General features: G+C 68.3%; 12 protein-coding genes. 7 read left to right on the plus strand and 5 right to left on the minus strand.

Features of this window, described 5'->3' with window-relative positions; translation table 11 throughout:
- From AC1DZ6_RS04500 to AC1DZ6_RS04515, 4 genes are all read right to left on the minus strand, one after another.
- A partial coding sequence (locus tag AC1DZ6_RS04500; protein ID WP_477095995.1) for a transglycosylase domain-containing protein occupies positions 1 to 613 on the minus strand: 613 nt, incomplete at its 3' end.
- Positions 614 to 698: 85 nt separating this feature from the next.
- Positions 699 to 5,747, minus strand: coding sequence for an alpha-2-macroglobulin family protein (locus tag AC1DZ6_RS04505; RefSeq protein ID WP_477095996.1), 5,049 nt, complete (start codon positions 5,745 to 5,747; stop codon positions 699 to 701).
- 67 nt (positions 5,748 to 5,814) lie between these two features.
- Positions 5,815 to 6,642 carry a carbonic anhydrase gene (locus tag AC1DZ6_RS04510; RefSeq protein WP_477095997.1) on the minus strand — a complete coding sequence of 276 codons (828 nt, stop codon included), beginning with the start codon at positions 6,640 to 6,642 and terminating at the stop codon, positions 5,815 to 5,817.
- Positions 6,643 to 6,736: 94 nt separating this feature from the next.
- Entirely contained in the window at positions 6,737 to 7,210 is a 474-nt protein-coding gene (locus AC1DZ6_RS04515) for an Lrp/AsnC family transcriptional regulator (protein WP_477095998.1), read from the minus strand.
- Between the two features lie 120 nt (positions 7,211 to 7,330).
- Between AC1DZ6_RS04515 and ald the strand changes: the two genes are divergently transcribed.
- The gene (ald, locus tag AC1DZ6_RS04520; protein ID WP_477095999.1) at positions 7,331 to 8,443 is read left to right on the plus strand and encodes an alanine dehydrogenase; all 1,113 of its coding nucleotides are present in this window, start codon (positions 7,331 to 7,333) and stop codon (positions 8,441 to 8,443) included.
- A gap of 131 nt (positions 8,444 to 8,574) precedes the next feature.
- On the opposite strand, the gene AC1DZ6_RS04525 is transcribed toward ald, so the two are convergent.
- Positions 8,575 to 9,837 (minus strand): type III PLP-dependent enzyme, encoded by a 1,263-nt coding sequence (locus AC1DZ6_RS04525; protein ID WP_477096000.1) that lies wholly within the window; start codon positions 9,835 to 9,837, stop codon positions 8,575 to 8,577.
- A 315-nt stretch (positions 9,838 to 10,152) separates the two neighbouring features.
- Here AC1DZ6_RS04525 and AC1DZ6_RS04530 point away from each other — a divergent pair, with 315 nt between their 5' ends.
- From AC1DZ6_RS04530 to AC1DZ6_RS04555, 6 genes are all read left to right on the plus strand, one after another.
- Positions 10,153 to 10,980: a phosphonate ABC transporter ATP-binding protein gene (locus tag AC1DZ6_RS04530; RefSeq protein ID WP_477096001.1), complete on the plus strand. Its 828-nt coding sequence runs from the start codon at positions 10,153 to 10,155 to the stop codon at positions 10,978 to 10,980.
- Positions 10,977 to 12,014: a phosphate/phosphite/phosphonate ABC transporter substrate-binding protein gene (phnD, locus tag AC1DZ6_RS04535; RefSeq protein ID WP_477096002.1), complete on the plus strand. Its 1,038-nt coding sequence runs from the start codon at positions 10,977 to 10,979 to the stop codon at positions 12,012 to 12,014. Before AC1DZ6_RS04530 ends, phnD begins: the two co-directional genes overlap by 4 nt.
- A gap of 22 nt (positions 12,015 to 12,036) precedes the next feature.
- Positions 12,037 to 12,852: a phosphonate ABC transporter, permease protein PhnE gene (phnE, locus tag AC1DZ6_RS04540; RefSeq protein ID WP_477096003.1), complete on the plus strand. Its 816-nt coding sequence runs from the start codon at positions 12,037 to 12,039 to the stop codon at positions 12,850 to 12,852.
- Positions 12,853 to 13,012: 160 nt separating this feature from the next.
- A complete protein-coding gene (locus AC1DZ6_RS04545) occupies positions 13,013 to 14,314 on the plus strand; it encodes an OprO/OprP family phosphate-selective porin (protein WP_477096004.1) in 1,302 nt (433 codons plus the stop codon).
- Between the two features lie 74 nt (positions 14,315 to 14,388).
- Positions 14,389 to 15,432 (plus strand): substrate-binding domain-containing protein, encoded by a 1,044-nt coding sequence (locus tag AC1DZ6_RS04550; RefSeq protein ID WP_477096005.1) that lies wholly within the window; start codon positions 14,389 to 14,391, stop codon positions 15,430 to 15,432.
- 139 nt (positions 15,433 to 15,571) lie between these two features.
- On the plus strand, positions 15,572 to 16,527 hold a 956-nt coding region (locus AC1DZ6_RS04555; protein ID WP_477096006.1), incomplete at its 3' end, for a hemolysin family protein.

Below are 16,527 nucleotides of genomic sequence, written 5' to 3' on the forward strand. Positions count from 1 at the left end.
CGGTCAGGCTGGTCGGCTCGTGACCGAAATAGGCCAGGCTGGCGGCCCGCACCCCCTCCAGATTGCCGCCATAGGGCGCCAAGGTCAGGTAGAGGGCCAAGGTTTCGTTCTTGGTCAGCCGCGACTCCAGCTGGGCGGCGCGGACCATCTCGATCAGCTTGGAGCCCAGGTTGCGGGGCCGGGGCTCCAGCAGGCGAGCAGTCTGCATGGTCAGGGTCGAGGCGCCGGAGGTGGCCCGGCCATGGACCACCGCCGAACCGACCGCCCGGACCAAGGCCAGCGGATCGACGCCCAGGTGGCTGTAGAACCGCGCGTCCTCGACGGCGACCAGGCGCTTCTGGAAGGTCGGATCGGTGCGTTGGAGGTCGGCCCGCACCCGCCAGCGGCCGTTCTCCACCGGCAGGGCGCGCAGCCACGTCCCGCGATGGTCCAGCACCACGGGCGAGGAGCGCCTGGCGCGGGCCATGTCCGGTGGGAAGGCGGCGCTCAGGGCGAACAGCACGACCTGGGCGGCGACGAAGGCGGCCAGGACGCGGGTGAGCAACGCGACTCTCTCCTCCCCCTTGATGGGGGAGGGGTCGGGGTTGGGGGTGACTACGGCAGTGAGGTTCACAACGGCCGAGCCTCATCCGGACACGGTTTCACCCCCATCCCCGACCCTTCCCCCATCCGCCGACGGGAAGGGGGAAGACGTGAAATCACTGCCCCGGCGCCACGGTGATCCGCCCCGCGTCCGACCTCGCATTGAGGCTCGGCCGGTACATGTCCTTGGCGATCGCCCCGGGCAGGAAGAACTCGCCCGGCGTCACGGCGCGCGCCACATAGGCCATGGCGAACGGCTTCTCGCCGCCCAGGTCGAGCGCGGCGATGTAGCGGTCGTCGCGGCTTTCCTGAACATCGGGATTGGTCAGCTCGCCCAGGAACTTGAACGGACCGTTCTGGGCGTCGTCGGCCCCCAGGGTGGTCTCGATCTCGAAGCCGGCCGGCAGGGCGTCGTCGACCACCAGGGCGGTCGAACGGGCCTGCATCGAGCGGCCGGTGACCAGCACGATCACCCGGTCGCCCTGGTGGATCTGGCTCGGATCGATCGCCCCGCCGTTCATCGAGAACAGCCGCTTGGACACCGACAGGCCATTGGCCTCGGCCCCCGGCGCGGCGACCGGCGTGCCGCGCACGCTGATCGTCCGCCACAGAGCGCCCTTGCCGTTGTTGACGAAGCGGGCGTCGGCCAGCTTGCCCACCGCCCAGCGCGGGGTCCCGCCGGCCGGCGGCAAGGCGGTCACGCCCTGGGCGTCGATGGTGATCGGACCGGCCGCCTTCAGCAGTTGCGAGGCCGCGAACAGCACCGCCGCCTGCTCCTGGGTGTTCAAGGCGTCGGGATCCTTGATCACATTCTCGAGGCGTCCCTGAAGCTGGCGGGCGATGTCGCCCTGGCCGGCCTGGACCGCGAGGGCGGTGATCGTGGCCACGTCGCGCAGCGGGCTCTGGTACCAGTCGCTGTCGTCGCGCCAACCCAGCGAGCGGACCGCCTGGCGCATGGCCGACCGGGCCCGGGCCTGGTCGCCCATCAGGGCCAGGCCGGCCGCCACCTGGGCCTTGGCCAGGGGCTGATCCTCGTCCTTCATCTGCACGTCATGCCACCAGCGCAGGCGGGCCAGATCCCCGCGCCCGGCCTTGGCCATCACGTAGAGGGCGTAGGCGCTGGCCCGGCGGCGCATCCGCTCGGTGGCCTTCTTGGAATCGTCGGGCGTGCGGCCCCACCATTCGGGATATTCCAGGCGGTAGGACACCGAGCTCCAGCCGTCGGGACGGCTGATCTGGCGCATGGCGTTCAGGGCCTTGTTCATCGCCTCGTCCGGCACGGCCACGCCCTGGGCCTTGGCCTCGACCAGGAAGTCGGTGGCGTAGGCGCCCAGCCAGGCGTCGGCCTCGCCGTCGCCCACCCGCCAGAGACCGAAGGCCCCGTCCAGCGTCTGGCGATCCAGCAGCTTGCCCACCGCCCCGGCCAGGATCGCCGGGTTGCGCTTGAGCTTGGGGTCGTTGGAGACACTCTGGGCGTACAGCAGCGGATAGGCGGTCGAGACCAGCTGCTCGGTGCAGCCGTAGGGGTAGCGCTGCAGGGCCACCGCGATCGCCGAGGGGTCGAAACCCCTGAACGGCGAGTAGCTGACCTGCAGCGTGATGTCGCCCGCCGCCAGGCCCGACAGCAGCTGGGCGTTGGGCGTATAGCTCATGCCCGGTTGTTGTAGTTCAGTCGTCGTGCGCACCACGTCGCCCCAGCCCAGGCGGGTCTGGATCGGATAGTCCTTGGCCGTCTGGAAACCGGGGCCGACCACCTTGAAGCCGACCTTGCCGACGCCGGTGACGGTCGGGGCCAGGAACGGGATCTTCTCGGCGATCCGCTGGCCCAGGACGAGGGTGATCACCTTCTTGAAGGCCACCRCGATGCCGTTGGTGGCGTTGGCCTCCACCGTATAGTCACCCGGCTTGCCCTCGACATTGTGCAGCTCCAGCGTGGCCATCGGCTTGTCGCCGGGGGCCAGGAAGCGCGGCAGGTTGAGGTCCGCCACCACCGGCTGGCGCACGGTCAGCGGCTTGGAGCCCGAGCCGACGGCGGTGTCGGTCCAGGCCACGGCCATGATCCGCAGCTCGCCGTTGAAGTCGGCGGCCGGCAGCTTGACCACGGCCTTGCCGTCCATGCCGGTCTCGACGATGCCGGACCATAGGGCCACGGTCTTGATCGGCGTGGTCGTCAGCCCCTCGCCGCCCAGTTCGTCGGCGCCGAAATTGACGTTGGCCGGCGCGCCCATGTTGGGGTCGAGCAGGCGGCCGTAGTCGTCGCGATAGTTCAGGGTCAGGGCCCGCTTGCCGAAGTACCACTTGGCCGGGTCGGGGCTGTCCTGGCGGGTAAGACGCAGGATGCCCTCGTCGACCGCGGCGATGGTGACCTTGGCCTTCTGGCCAAAGCCCAGGCCGTTCACCTTGATCGGCACCTCGACCGGGGCCTTGGAGTCCAGCTTCACCGGCGTGCCGATGTCGACCGTCAGCTTGCGGCCCTTGGGATCGAGCGGCACATAGATCAGCCCCAGGGCCCGCTTGGGCTTGGGCGAGCTGACCGGGTCGCGCGGCTGGATCACCGTGACCATCACATAGGCTCCGCCGCCCCAGGCGGCCGAGGTCTTCAGCTTCACGGTCGTGCCGTTCTCGCCGACGCTGATCGTCTTGAAGTCGATCAGCCGGTCGGTGGCCACCGCGATCTGGGCCTGGCCGGCATAGGGCGATTTCAGGGTGATCTCCACCGTGTCGCCCTGGGCGTAGTCCTTGGTCCCGGCGCTGACCCGCACGAAGTCGGGCGCCTCGCCTTCCTTGGCGGGCGAGCCCCAGCCCGAGGAGAACTTGGTCACGGTCTTGGAGCCGTCCGGGCCCTCGACCACCAGGCGGTAGTCGCCCCAGCCCAGGCGGCGGTTGAAGCGCGCGGGCGCCCCGGCCCCGATGTTGACCGTGGCCTTGGCCACCACCGCGTCGCGGCTGGTGCGCCGCCACTGCCAGCGGCCGTCCTGCTGGAACCAGTCATAGTTCCAGTTCTCGCTGATCAGGGTGTAGGTCGCGCTTGAGGCGATGCGGGCCCCGGCGGCGTTGACCGCGATCATCTCCAGGCTGACCGGCGGATCGCCGCGCCCGGCGTCGCCCTGCTCGATCTTGACGCCGTAGTACACGGGCTTGCCGCGCACCTTCAGTTCCATGCCTTCACGGACCGGACGCCCGCCCGGCTCGAACACCGAGGCGGTCACCGCGGCGACCAGCGGCTGGGCGGTGTCGCCGGCTTCCGTGGTGGCTAGGTTCAGCATGGCGTGGCCGTCGCCGTCGGTGACGGTCGTGCCCAGTTCGATGAATTTCTCGTCGAAGGGCGTCAGGTCGTCGCCCCACTCGTAGCCCTTGAACTGCGGGAAGGGATCGGTGTCGGTGCGCAGCCGCGCCTCGCCCTGGGTCTGCAGACCCGCGCCCGGCGCGCCGTAGAGGAAGCGGGCCGAGACGTCGATCTTGCGCTCTTGGCCGGCCGCGACCGGGACGGACTCCTGGCCCGTGGCGGTGACCGCCAGCCGTTGCGGGGCGAAGTCCTCGACGCTGAAGCTGAACGCGCCGGAGTCGGCCTCGACCCCCTCCATCTTCAGCACCGCCGTCCAGCGGCCGCGCGGCGCGCTGCGGGGCAGGGCGATGTCGGCTAGCACGGCGCCGGCGTCGGCGCGGCTGAAATTGTAGCGCTTGAACTCGACGCCCGAGGGCCGCTTGACCAGGATATAGCCCTTACGGTCGTTGACCGCCTTGGCGAGGCGATCGCGGACCATGGCCGTCAGGTGCACGGTCTCGCCGGGGCGATAGATGCCGCGGTCGGCATAGAGATAGCCGTCGATGTCGGTGGAAAGCGCCCGGCCGCCGTCGGACTCGGTGCGGCCGCCGACGCCTTGCTTCGACAGGTCGACCGGCGAGCGATCCAGGTCCAGCACCGCCAGGTCGCCCAGGTCGCCATAGGCCATGACCATCTTGGCGCGCGACGCGCCCTCGCCTTCCAGCAGGGCGTGGGGGAAGCGCGCGCGGCCGTCGGCGTCGCTCTTGGCCACGGCCAGGTCCTCGCCGTCCTTGGCCACCAGGGTGACCTTGACGCCCGACAGGGTCTTGGCGGTCTTCAGCGAGCGGACCACCACGTCCAGCGATTCGGCGCCGTCGTAGCCGATCAGCGCCATGTCGGTGAACATGATCCAGCGGCGGGCCTGGGCCGGGGGCGGGTCGCCCTCGCCGTCCGGATCGCGGCCGCCCGAGGCGTCGCGCGCCTTGATCACATAGCCCCCGGCCTTCATTTCCTTGAGCACGGCGCCCAGCGGGAAGACGGTGGTCGCCTTCTGGCCGGCCGCGCCCTGAACGTCGATCACGCCCTTCCAGACCTGGCGGCCCTCGTCGTCGGGGCTGTCGTCGCCGTAGTCGCTGGAATAGTCGCCTTCGCCGGTCGGATCGGGCGCGCTGATCGACTTGCGCACCAGGTTGCGGTCCGACACGCGCCAGACCTCGATGGCCAGCTTGGAGACGTTCATGGTCTCCAGGGCCACGCCGTCGGAGTCCTCGCGCGGCAGGATCACCCCGTCGCCTGCGAAACCGACATACGGCGGCTTCTCGCCGAAGGTGAAATCGACGTCGGCGTTGGCGCTCAGGGTTTCGCCGCCCTTGCCGGGCAGGCCCTTGAGCAGGGTGAGGCGATGATCGGTGAAGCCGACGCCGCCGACGCACAGCTCGTCGTCCTTGACCCGGACGGCCGGCTGGCGGCCCGGGTCGGGCGAAATCAGCACGAAGTCGGCATAGGCCTTGGACGGGTCGAGCGGCTTGCTCATCTGGACGCAGGCCATGGGCTCGGCGCCGGAGCTGTCGATGCGGCTGCGCCAGACGGCGAAGCCCTCGGGCTTGGGAATCCCGCGGCGCGGCGCATTGGCCGAGCGGGGCTTGCCGAACAGCGACCAGGCCTGGCCCTTCGGCGCCTCGGCCGTCGCCGCCGACTTGCCGCCGAACCAGCCGAAGTCCGCGACCTTGCCGACCGCGAAACCGCCGCCAAAGCCGAGCACCAGRGCGGCGGCGCCCACCGCGACCAGCGGGGACTTCAGGCCGGGCGGGATCTTGCTTTTGAAGTCGTCCCAGCGGGTCGACCAGGAAGCGGCGGAATGTTCGCGTCCGCCTTCCGGCGGCGTCTCGTCCGTCGACATCCGGGGTCTCCCAACTTTAGCGTGTCGGGGCGACTTGAACCTAAGCCGGGCAAGGGGTCAACGAGATCTAGGCGTCGAACGCCACCAGACCGCTGGCCAGGTCGTAGGTGGCCGAGACGATCTTCAGGCGGCCTTCGCCCAGTTTCTCCGCCAGCGTGCCGTCGGCCACCTTCAGGCGGGCGGCCACGTCGCGGACGTTCTGGCGAATGGCCGCGTCCTGCAGGTCGGCCGGATGCTTTTCCTGGGCCTCCAGCACCGCCGGGATGATCGGCAGCACCATGTCGAACAGGGCGCCGTGCAGGTCGGCGTGCTTGGTGGCCACATCGACCGCCGCGCCGACGGCGCCGCACTTGGTATGGCCCAGCACCACGACCAGCGGCGCCCCCAGGTGCTCGACGGCGTAGACGATCGAACCCAGCCCCTCGCGGCTGACGGTCGAGCCGGCCACGCGGACCACGAACAGTTCGCCCAGATTGCAGTCGAAGATCAGCTCGGGGCCCGTGCGGCTGTCGCTGCAGCCGACGATCACCGCGAACGGCCGCTGGCCCTTGGACAGCTCGGCGATGCGGGCCACGGTCGGCAGGGCGATGCTGGCCCCGCCCCGCGAGAAGATGGCGTTGCCTTGCTTGAGGCGGCCCAGCGCCTCGTCCGGACTGACGGCCGGCGGGTGCACCTCGGCGGGTTCGACCGCATTGATGTCTTCCAGCGGCTTGACCTCGGCCAGGGTCTTGTCGAGCGCGGCCTTGTCGGTGGGCTGGGTCTTAAGGGCCCGGCGCGTGCGGCGGCCCTTGCGGGTCAGCACCGACGGCGTGGGATCGTCACCCTCGGCCCAGGCCAGGGCGGGCGCGGCGAGGCCGGCGCCCAGGGCGCCCAGCAGCATACGTCTCGAAACCATCTCATCCCCCGACGAGTACAGCGGTTAGGTCGAACGCATTCCTGGCAGGAAAGGGTTAACCACGGCGCAACGCCGGCCCCAACTCCCCCTGGCCTCAAAGCGGCAATTCGACACGTTTGACCACGGTGCGCATGGCGATCGACGAGCTGACCCGGACCACGCCGGGTATCCGCGTCAGGCCCTGGGCGTGGACCCGCTCCAGGTCGTCGACGTCGGCCACCACCAGCCGCAGCAAGTAGTCCGAGCCGCCGGTCATCAGGTAGCACTCGGCCACCTCGCGGACATTGGCGATGGCCTTCTCGAACGCGCTGAGCGTCGCCTCGGCCTGGGACGACAGGGTGACGGTGACGAACACGCTGAGGGGCAGGCCCACCGCCCGCTCGTCGATCACCGCGGCGTAACGGCCGATCACCCCGGTCTCCTCCAGGGCTTTCACGCGGCGCAGGCAGGCGGATTCGGAAAGATTCACCGCCTCGGCCATTTCCACATAGCTGGCCCGGCCCCGCCGCTGGAGCAGGTTCAGCAGCTTGCGATCGAAGGCGTCGAGGTCTGCCGCAGGTTTCTTCAACGCAAGGGCTCCATCACGATGGAATCCTGCATACCACGGTTACGGACGCATGAAATCCCCCAGGAACCTGCGTTCGCTCAGGCGTAAACCAGCGTCAAAAGCTCTTTGGAGGAGACTATCATGCGCGTTGGAGTGCCATCCGAGATCAAACCGGGCGAACACCGGGTTGGCCTGACCCCCACCGCCGTGCGCGAGTATGTGGGTCATGGTCACTCGGTGCTGGTCCAGACCGGAGCCGGCCTCGGGGCCGGCTATGGCGACGACCTCTACGTCAAGGCCGGCGCGACCATCGCGCCCGACGCCGACGCGGTGTTCGCGGGCGCCGAACTGATCATCAAGGTCAAGGAACCGCAGAAGATCGAGTGGGAGCGCCTGACGCCCCGCCACATCCTGTTCACCTATCTCCACCTGGCGCCCGATCCGGCCCAGACCGAAGGCCTGCTGGCCAGCGGCTGCGCGGCGATCGCCTACGAGACCGTCACCGACGCGCGCGGCGGCCTGCCGTTGCTGGCCCCGATGTCGGAAGTGGCCGGGCGCATCGCCGTCTTCTCGGCGGCCGAGACCCTGCTCAAGCACAACGGCGGCATGGGCTTGCTGCTCTGCGGCGTGCCCGGCGTGCCGCCGGCTCGCGTGGCCGTTTTGGGCGGCGGCGTGGTCGGCTCCAACGCCGCGCGCATGGCCGCCGGCCTGGGCGCCGAGGTGGTGGTTCTGGAGCGCTCGATCCCGCGCATGCGCGAGCTGGACGACCTCTATCAGGGCCGCATTCTCACGCGCTATTCGACCCTGGCGGCCGTCGAGGACGAGATCCTGAAAGCCGACGTGATCATCGGCGCGGTGCTGACCGCCGGGGCCGCGGCGCCCAAGCTGGTCAAGCGCGAGCATCTCAAGCAGATGAAGCCGGGCTCGGTGCTGGTCGATGTGTCGATCGACCAGGGCGGCTGCTTCGAGACCAGCCACCCGACCACCCACGCCGAGCCGACCTACACGGTCGACGGCGTCGTCCACTACTGCGTGGCCAACATGCCCGGCGCCGCGCCGCGCACCTCGTCCGAAGCCCTGGGCAACGCCACCCTGCCCTTCGGCCTGGCCTTGGCCGACCACGGCCTGGACGCGCTGAAGAGCAACATCCACCTGGCCAAGGGCCTCAACGTCCTGGCGGGCCAACTCACCCACCCGGCCGTGGCCGAGGCGTTGGGCAAGGCGTCGGTGGATCCCTACGGGGCTTGGACGTAGCGCCCTGCGTCCTTCGAGGCCCACKGCGTGGGCGCCTCAGGATGAGGAAGTCAGAAAATGGTCCTCATCCTGAGGTGCGAGCCGCCGGCGAGCCTCGAAGGACGCACGGCGGTCAGCCCTCCGGATTTCAACTACCGCCGACGCCGCTTCTTCCCCGCCGCGCCCTTGGGACGCGAGAAGCGCACGATCTTGCGCTCCTCGGCCTCGGGCCGCGGGGTCGGGATCGAGCGCTTGGCCAGGCCGTACATCGAGGCCATCGGGGCGTCCTGCACCTCGGCGGTGTCGGTCTCCCCAAAGCCGTTGAAGCGGGTCGACATCGCCACGCCATAGGCGCCCAGCATGCCGATCTCGATGTAGTCGCCCTCGTCGATGCTGTCGGGCAGGTAGAAGGGGCCCGGCATGTGGTCGACGCTGTCGCAGGTGGGGCCGTAGAACCGGAAGGGGCGCAAGGCCTCATCCGCCACTTCGCCGCCGTCCTTGCGGTAGGCCTTGACCGGGAAGGGCCACTTCATGTGCGCCGCGTCGAACAGCGAGCCGTACGACCCGTCGTTCAGATAGAGCGCGTCGCCCTTCTTCAGCTCGACCTTGACCAGCAGGGAAGAGGCCTCGGCCACCAGGGCCCGGCCGGGTTCGCACCACAGCTGGGTGGTCTCGTGGACCATCATGTCCGAGAAGCCCCGGTCGATGGCGGCCAGGTATTCGCTCATGTCGGGCGGCACCATGCCCGGATAGATCGACGGGAAGCCGCCGCCCACGTCGACGACATCGGCCAGCACGCCGGCGCGCACCAGGGCGCGCGAGGCCTGGGCCATCGCCGCCTGGTAGGCGGTCGGGCGCATGCACTGGCTTCCGACGTGGAAGCTGACGCCCATCAGGTCCTGGGTCGAGCGGCGGGCGGCCAGCAGCAGGTCCGGCGCATTGTGCGGCTCGACGCCGAACTTGCCCGACAGGCTGTAGGCCGCGCCTTCGGCCTGGACGCCCATGCGGACGATCAGGTTCAGGTCCTTGGCCTGGCCGGTGGCGTCCAGGATCTTGGCCAGTTCCTCATGGGTGTCGAACGAGAACGTCCGCACGCCGTGATCGAAATAGGCGGCCGAGATCGCCACGCGGCTTTTGACCGGGTGCATGAAGGCCATGCGCGAGCCGGGGGCGTGTTCGCCCACCAACTCGATCTCGTTGAGCGAGGCGACGTCGAACGACCGGACGCCGGCGTCCACGAGCTCGCGGATCACCCACGGCGAAGGATTGGCCTTCACCGCGTAAAAGACGTCGCCCTTGAATTCAGCCTGGAACCAGCGCGCCGCTACGGAAACCGCGTCAGGCCGCACGAGTGCGACAGGACGTTCAGGTGACCGCTCACGGACCAGGTCCAGGGGGTTATGGYACRTGTGCAATTCACGTAGACCCCTGCAGAAGTTAAACCCAGGCCGGCGTTAGCAGCGCTTATGAGGACTTCGGGTCCGCCGGAGCGAGCGAAATAGGGTCATACCCCGAGGATGTAAAGCCTCTTTTGGACGCGGGGTTCCCCCAAGCGGCGAGAGCGGCGCGAACCGTGGCCTGGTCAAGCCTCCAGCGCAGTTTGCATCCCGGACCGACGGGGCCGGGCGGCGAATTGATCCAGTGGCCGTCACAAATCCGTTGCGTCCGTGCCCCAAACCGACGAACGCATTTCCCACCGCTTGAAACCAAGTTAAGGATTCGCCCCGACCATGACGTCGGACCCTGTTCTCTCGATCCGCGCCGCCTCCAAGACCTTCGGGTCGCGCAGGGCGCTGGACGCCGTATCGCTCGACGTGGGTCGCGGCGAGATGATCGCCCTCATCGGTCCGTCTGGCTCGGGCAAGTCCACCCTGCTGCGGTCGATCGACGGCCTGCAGACCATCGACGCGCCCCCTCAGGACAAGAGCGGCCAGGAAAAGAACGGCGACGGCACGATCACGGCCTTCGGCGGTCCTGTGCAAGCCAAGGGCAAGGTCAGCGACCAGGTGCGCACGGCGCGCATCCGCATCGGCTTCATCGCCCAGCAGTTCAACCTGGTCGGACGCCTCAGCCTGTTCACCAACGTCGCCCTGGGCTCGCTGGGCCGGATCGGTTTCGCGCGGGGCCTCTTCGGCGCCTGGCCGGCCGAGACGCGGACCGCCGCCATGGCCGCCCTGCACCGGGTGGGGGTGGCCGACTACGCCGCCCAGCGCGCCAACACGCTGTCGGGCGGCCAGCAGCAGCGCGGCGCCATCGCCCGCGCCCTTGTCCAGAAGGCCAAGATCATCCTCGCCGACGAGCCGGTCGCATCGCTCGATCCCGTCTCGGCGCGCAAGGTCATGGAGATCCTCCGTGATCTGAACAAGACCGACGGCCTGACCGTCGTCGTCACCCTGCACCAGGTGGACTACGCCTTGCGCTATTGCGACCGGGTGGTGGCGTTGAAGGCCGGCAAGAAGGTCTATGACGGCCCGACCAGCGGCCTGGGCCGCGACAAACTCATCGACATCTACGGCCCGGAATTCGAGGACGTATTCTGGGAAGGAGCTCCGCAATGATCAGCCCCCGTCTGCTCTCCAAGCTTACGGTCGCCGCCGCCGGTTTCGCCGCTGTCCTGGCCCTGGCCGGATRCGGAGAGAAGAAGGCCGCCGCGCCGGTCGCCAAGGACACCATCGTGTTCTCGATCCTGTCGACCGAGTCGGCCCAGAACATGGAGAGCTACTGGAAGCCCATCCTGGCCGACATGGAAGCGTCGACCGGCATGAAGGTGAAGCCGTTCTTCTCGTCCAACTATTCGTCGCTGATCGTCGCCATGGGCGCCAAGCAGACCGACGTGGGCTGGTTCTCCAACGCCTCGGGCTTGGAGGCAGTGCGTCGCTCGGGCGGCGAGGTCTTCGCCCGCACCTTCGACCCGTCGGGCACTGACGGCTACAAGTCGGTGATCATCGTGCCGGCCGACAGCAAGCTGACGGTCGAGGGCCTGCTGAAGTGCGACAAGACCCTGGACTTCGGGATCGGCGACAAGAAGTCGACCTCGGGCACCCTGGCCCCGATGACCTACCTGTTCATCCCCGCCAACAAGAAGCCCGAGACCTGTTTCAAGACCGTGCTCAGCGCCAGCCATGACGCCAACCTGTTCGCGGTGGCCAACCACAAGCTGGACGCTTCGACCAACAACTCCACGGCCCTGCGCCTGAACGAGTACGCCAAGGGCGGCGCCCAGGCCAAGAAGGTCAAGGTGATCTGGGAATCGCCGACCCTGCCGGAGGACCCGATCGTCTGGCGCAAGGACCTGGATCCGGTGATCAAGGAGAAGGTTCGCCAGTTCTTCCTGACCTACGGCCAGGGCGACACCCCGGTGGCCGCTCAGCAGCGCAAGAACCTCGAGCGCCTGTCGATGGGCGGCTTCAAGGCCGCCGACGACACCCACCTGCTGGTGGTGCGCGAGATGGAGGCCCTGGAGCAGGTCGGTCTGGCCCGCGAGGCCGGCGACGCCGCCAAGCTGACGGCCGCCGAGAAAAACCTGGCGGGCATCAAGGCCGAGCGCGTGGCCGCCGAGGGCAAGGCCGGCCTCGCCGCGCCGACGAACTAGTCCAGGCGCCGAAGAACCCGTCATGAGCGACCTCATTCCGCCTCCCCCCAGCAAGCCGATCTCGGCGCGCCTGTTCGATCTGCTGCTCTGGGGCGGCGTGGCCGCCCTGCTGGCGGTCACGTTCAAGTCGGCTGAAATGGACAAGGTCCCCGAGCTCTTCACGGGCGCGGGACGAATGCGGGATTTCGTGACGGGTTTCTTTTCGCCCTTCACCGATCCCAAGGCGTTCATGGCCGCCAACTGGCCGCTCTACATCGGCAAGATGTGGGACACGATCGGCTTCGCCCTGTGGGGCACGGCCCTGGCGATCGTGCTGGCCGTCCCGCTGGGCCTGCTGGGCGCGCGCAACGTCACGCCGTTCTGGATCCAGCAGCCGGTCCGCCGCGTGCTCGACCTGATCCGCTCGATCCCCGATCTCGTGGTGGCGCTGATCTTCATCACCGCGGTCGGCTTGGGAGGTCTTCCCGGCGTCATGGCGATCATGCTCAACACCGCCGGCGTACTGGCCAAGCTGTTCGCCGAGGCCGTCGAGTCGATCGACAAGGGGCCCGTCGAGGGCGTGCGGGCCACCGGGACCGGCAAGTTGCAGGAAGTGGTCTGGGGGGTGATCCCGCAGGTCGCCCCGTTGTGGACCAGCTACGCGCTCTATCGTTTCGAGTCTTCCAGCCGCGCCGCCACCGTCCTGGGGCTGATCGGGGCCGGCGGCATCGGCCAGGTGCTGTTCGATTCCGTGAACGCCTTCCAGTACGACCAGACCGGCTGCATCGTCCTGGTGATCGTCGTGGCCGTCTCGCTGATCGACCTGCTGTCGCAAATCATCCGCACACGTCTGCTCTGAAGTCGATTCCTGTGACCTTCCGGCCACAATTAAGATCTTGAAAAGGCTTGTCATCGGTCTGTCATCAAAGGGTGGCGGAACCGTCACGGGACCCCCGTAAAGCGCTCCTACCTGCTCCGGACGAACGGGCAGGGGGCAAAGCCTTAAGGGGAATTCTGACATGCGGAACAAGACCTCGCTGGTCTGCGGCGCGGCGCTGGGCGTCATGCTCGCCTGCGGCCTCGGCGTCGCGGCTCACGCGCAAGACAACACGACCGCCTGGAAGGGCGCTCCCCAGTGGAGCAACGACGACGTCTACTTCAAGGTCCGCGGCCGGATCCTCGTGGACGGCGTGTTCCAGGACGTCGATCGCGAAGGCGCCAACACCGACTACAAGACCAGCAACATCCGCGGTCGCCAGGTGTTCCTCGGCGTCGAAGGCAAGCTGAACAACTACATCGCCTACAAGGCCGAAGGCGGCTGGGTGAACGGCGGAACGCCGACCTGGGACGACGTGGTCATCGAGATCAAGCCGACCGAGACCACCTCGATCCTGTTCGGTAACATCAAGGCCACCGGCCTGGAAAACCTGACCTCGACCCGCTTCACCACCTTCATGGACCGCGGTCCGTACGGTGACTTCGGCGTCGACAGCTATCTGCTGAGCATCGTGGGCAAGGTGCAGGGCCCGAACTGGAGCGTCACCGGCGCCGTCCAGGGCGACACCATCAACAACGTCGACATCAACAACACCGCGGCGATCCCGAACACCGGCGCCTCGACCACCAACCAGAACTCCAACGAGCGCCTGGGCTTCACGGGCCGCGTGCACTACGCTCCGGTCCTGACCGATTTCGACAAGGTCCACCTGGCCATCTCGGCCCGTTACCGCAACCACGGCAACGAAGGCGCCTTCAACTATCAGGGCCGCACCGACACCAACTACGGCACCAACGGCCTGTACTACAAGACCGGCGCCATCGGTGACCGCGACACGACCTTCGCCGCCGAAGGCGCCTGGATCCACAGCAACTTCTCGGTCCAGGGCGAGTACTCGAACATCAGCGTCGAGCGCCTGGCCACCACCGCTCCGGGTTCGAACCCGGACGTCAAGGTCGGCTACGCCTTCGTCAGCTTCTGGCCGACGGGCGAGACCCGCAACTACGATCCGGTCGCCGGCGAGATCAAGCRTCCGAAGATCCTGAACCCGATCACCGCCGGCGGCTTCGGCGGCGTCGAACTGGCCCTGCGCTACGACTTCGCCGACCTGACCGAGGCCTACGACACGGCCTCGACCGCGGGCAGCAAGACCCTGTCGCAGGACGCCGGCAAGTACACCGCCTGGACCCTGGGCGTGAACTACTACCCCACCGCCTATGTCCGCTTCCAAGCCAACTACACCGACGGCTCGGTCGATCCGGTCGTCGTGAACCGCGGCACGGACATCAAGCAATTCCAGCTGCGCGCCCAACTGGACTTCTAAGCCTTACGGGCCGGCCTGATCCCAGGCCGGCCCGGCCTTCTCGCAAACGCTCCCAGAGACTCCAGGAGTCCTCCATGAAGAAGCTGCTTTCCTGCGCGGCCGCCGCCGTCGCCCTCTCGGGCCTCGCCGCCGCCCCCGCCCACGCCGCCCGCGACTACGTCTGGGCCGCCGGCTCCTCGACCGTGTTCCCGTTCGCCACCCGCACCGCCGAAAACTTCGCCAAGAAGACCGGCAAGAAGGCTCCGAAGGTCGAAAGCCTCGGCACCGGCGGCGGCATCAAGCTGTTCTGCTCGGGTTCGGGCGAAGGCTTCCCTGACATCGCCAACGCCTCGCGTCCGATGAAGAAGTCGGAATTCGACGCCTGCGCCGCCAAGGGCGTCAAGGACATCGTCCAGATCAAGATCGGCTTCGACGGCATCGTCGTCGCCACCGACAAGGACGGCGCCGACTACAACTTCAAGACCGAGCACCTGTATCTGGGCCTGGCCAAGCAAGTCCTGAAGGGCGGCCAGTTCGTGGCCAACCCTTACAAGACCTGGGACGAAATCGGTTCGGGCCTGCCGGGCAACCGCATCAACGTCTACGGCCCGCCGCCCACCTCGGGCACCCGCGACGCCTTCGTGGAACTGGCCATCGAGGCCGGCGCCCGCAAGTTCCCGACCGCCGACGCCCTGCGCTCGGACAACGAAAAGAAGTTCAAGTCGCTGGTCGACCCGCTGCGTAACGACGGCTGGATCGACGCCGGCGAGAACGACAACGCCATCGTCGGCACCCTGACCAAGACCCCCGGCTCGCTGGGCGTCTTCGGCTGGTCCTACCTCGAAGAGAACATGGACAAGATCAAGGGCGCCTCGGTCAACGGCGTTCGCCCGTCGGCCCAGACGATCTCGGACGGCTCCTACCCGCTGTCGCGCACCCTGTTCATCTACGTCAAGAAGGCCAACCTGGGCGTGACCCCGGGCCTGGCCGAGTTCCTGACCGAGTTCACCTCGGACGCGGCCACGGGTCGTGGCGGCTACCTGCAAGGCCGCGGCCTGATCCCGCTGCCCCCCGGCCAGCACGAAGCCCAGAAGGCCGTGGCGTCGAACAAGACCTCGATGGCGCGTCCGGCTCAATAAGAGACGGTGAACGGGCGCCTCTTCGGGGGCGCCCGGGCCAACAACGAAACAGCGCCGCGGTCCCCAGTGGGCCGCGGCGTTTTCTTTTGTATAGTGGGCGCATCGCGGCCTGCCCGGCCGCTTCACCCTCCAAGGGACCATGATCCTCCTCGCGCTCGTCGTCGTCTTCCTCCTCGTTCTCCTGAACGGGGTCTTCTCCATGTCCGAACTGGCGGTGGTCTCCGCCCGCCGCGCCCGGCTCCAGACCTTCGCCGACCGGGGCGACAAGGGGGCCAAGCTGGCCCTGGCCATGGCCGAGCACCCGACGCGGTTCCTGTCGGCCGTGCAGGTGGGCATCACCCTGATCGGCATCCTGGCCGGCGCCTACGGCCAGGCGACGATCGCCGGCGCCCTGGACACCTGGCTGTCGACCAAGCCGATCATCGGACCCCATTCCGAAGCCATCGCCACCATCATCGTCGTCATCGGCCTGACCTATGTCTCGGTGATCCTGGGCGAGCTGGTGCCCAAGCGCCTGGCCCTGCTGTTCCCCGACGTGATCGCCCGCCGCATGGCCCCGTTCCTGGCCTTGGTGGCCACCATCCTGCGTCCGTTCGTCACGATTCTGACCGTTTCGACCGCCGCCATCCTCAAGCTGATGGGCGTGCGCGACGAGCGGACCAACGACATGACCGCCGAGGAGGTCGAGACCGTCCTGGCCGAGGGCGCCGACGCCGGCCTGATCGAGCCCGAGGAGCGGGCGATGATCAACGAGGTGCTGCGCCTGGGCGACCGCCCCGTGCGCGTGGCCATGACCCCGCGCCGCGACCTGTTCTGGATCTCGCTGTCGGACACCCAGGAGGAGATCCTGGCCGAGATCCGCGCCTGCCCCTATTCGCGCATCGTGGTGGCCAGCGAGGACGACCTGGACGGCGAGATCGGGGTGATCCTCAAGAAGGACCTGCTGGACGCCTGCCTGGGCGGCGACCCGATCGACATTCGCAGCCACGTCCAGCAGCCGATCGCCATCCCCGAGACCATGTCGCTGCTGCGGGCCATGGCGGTGTTCAAGCAGACGCCGCTGCACATGGCCCTGGTGGTCGACGAGTTCTGCTC

It is taken from the genome of Caulobacter sp. P1_B12_2 (assembly GCF_056406675.1).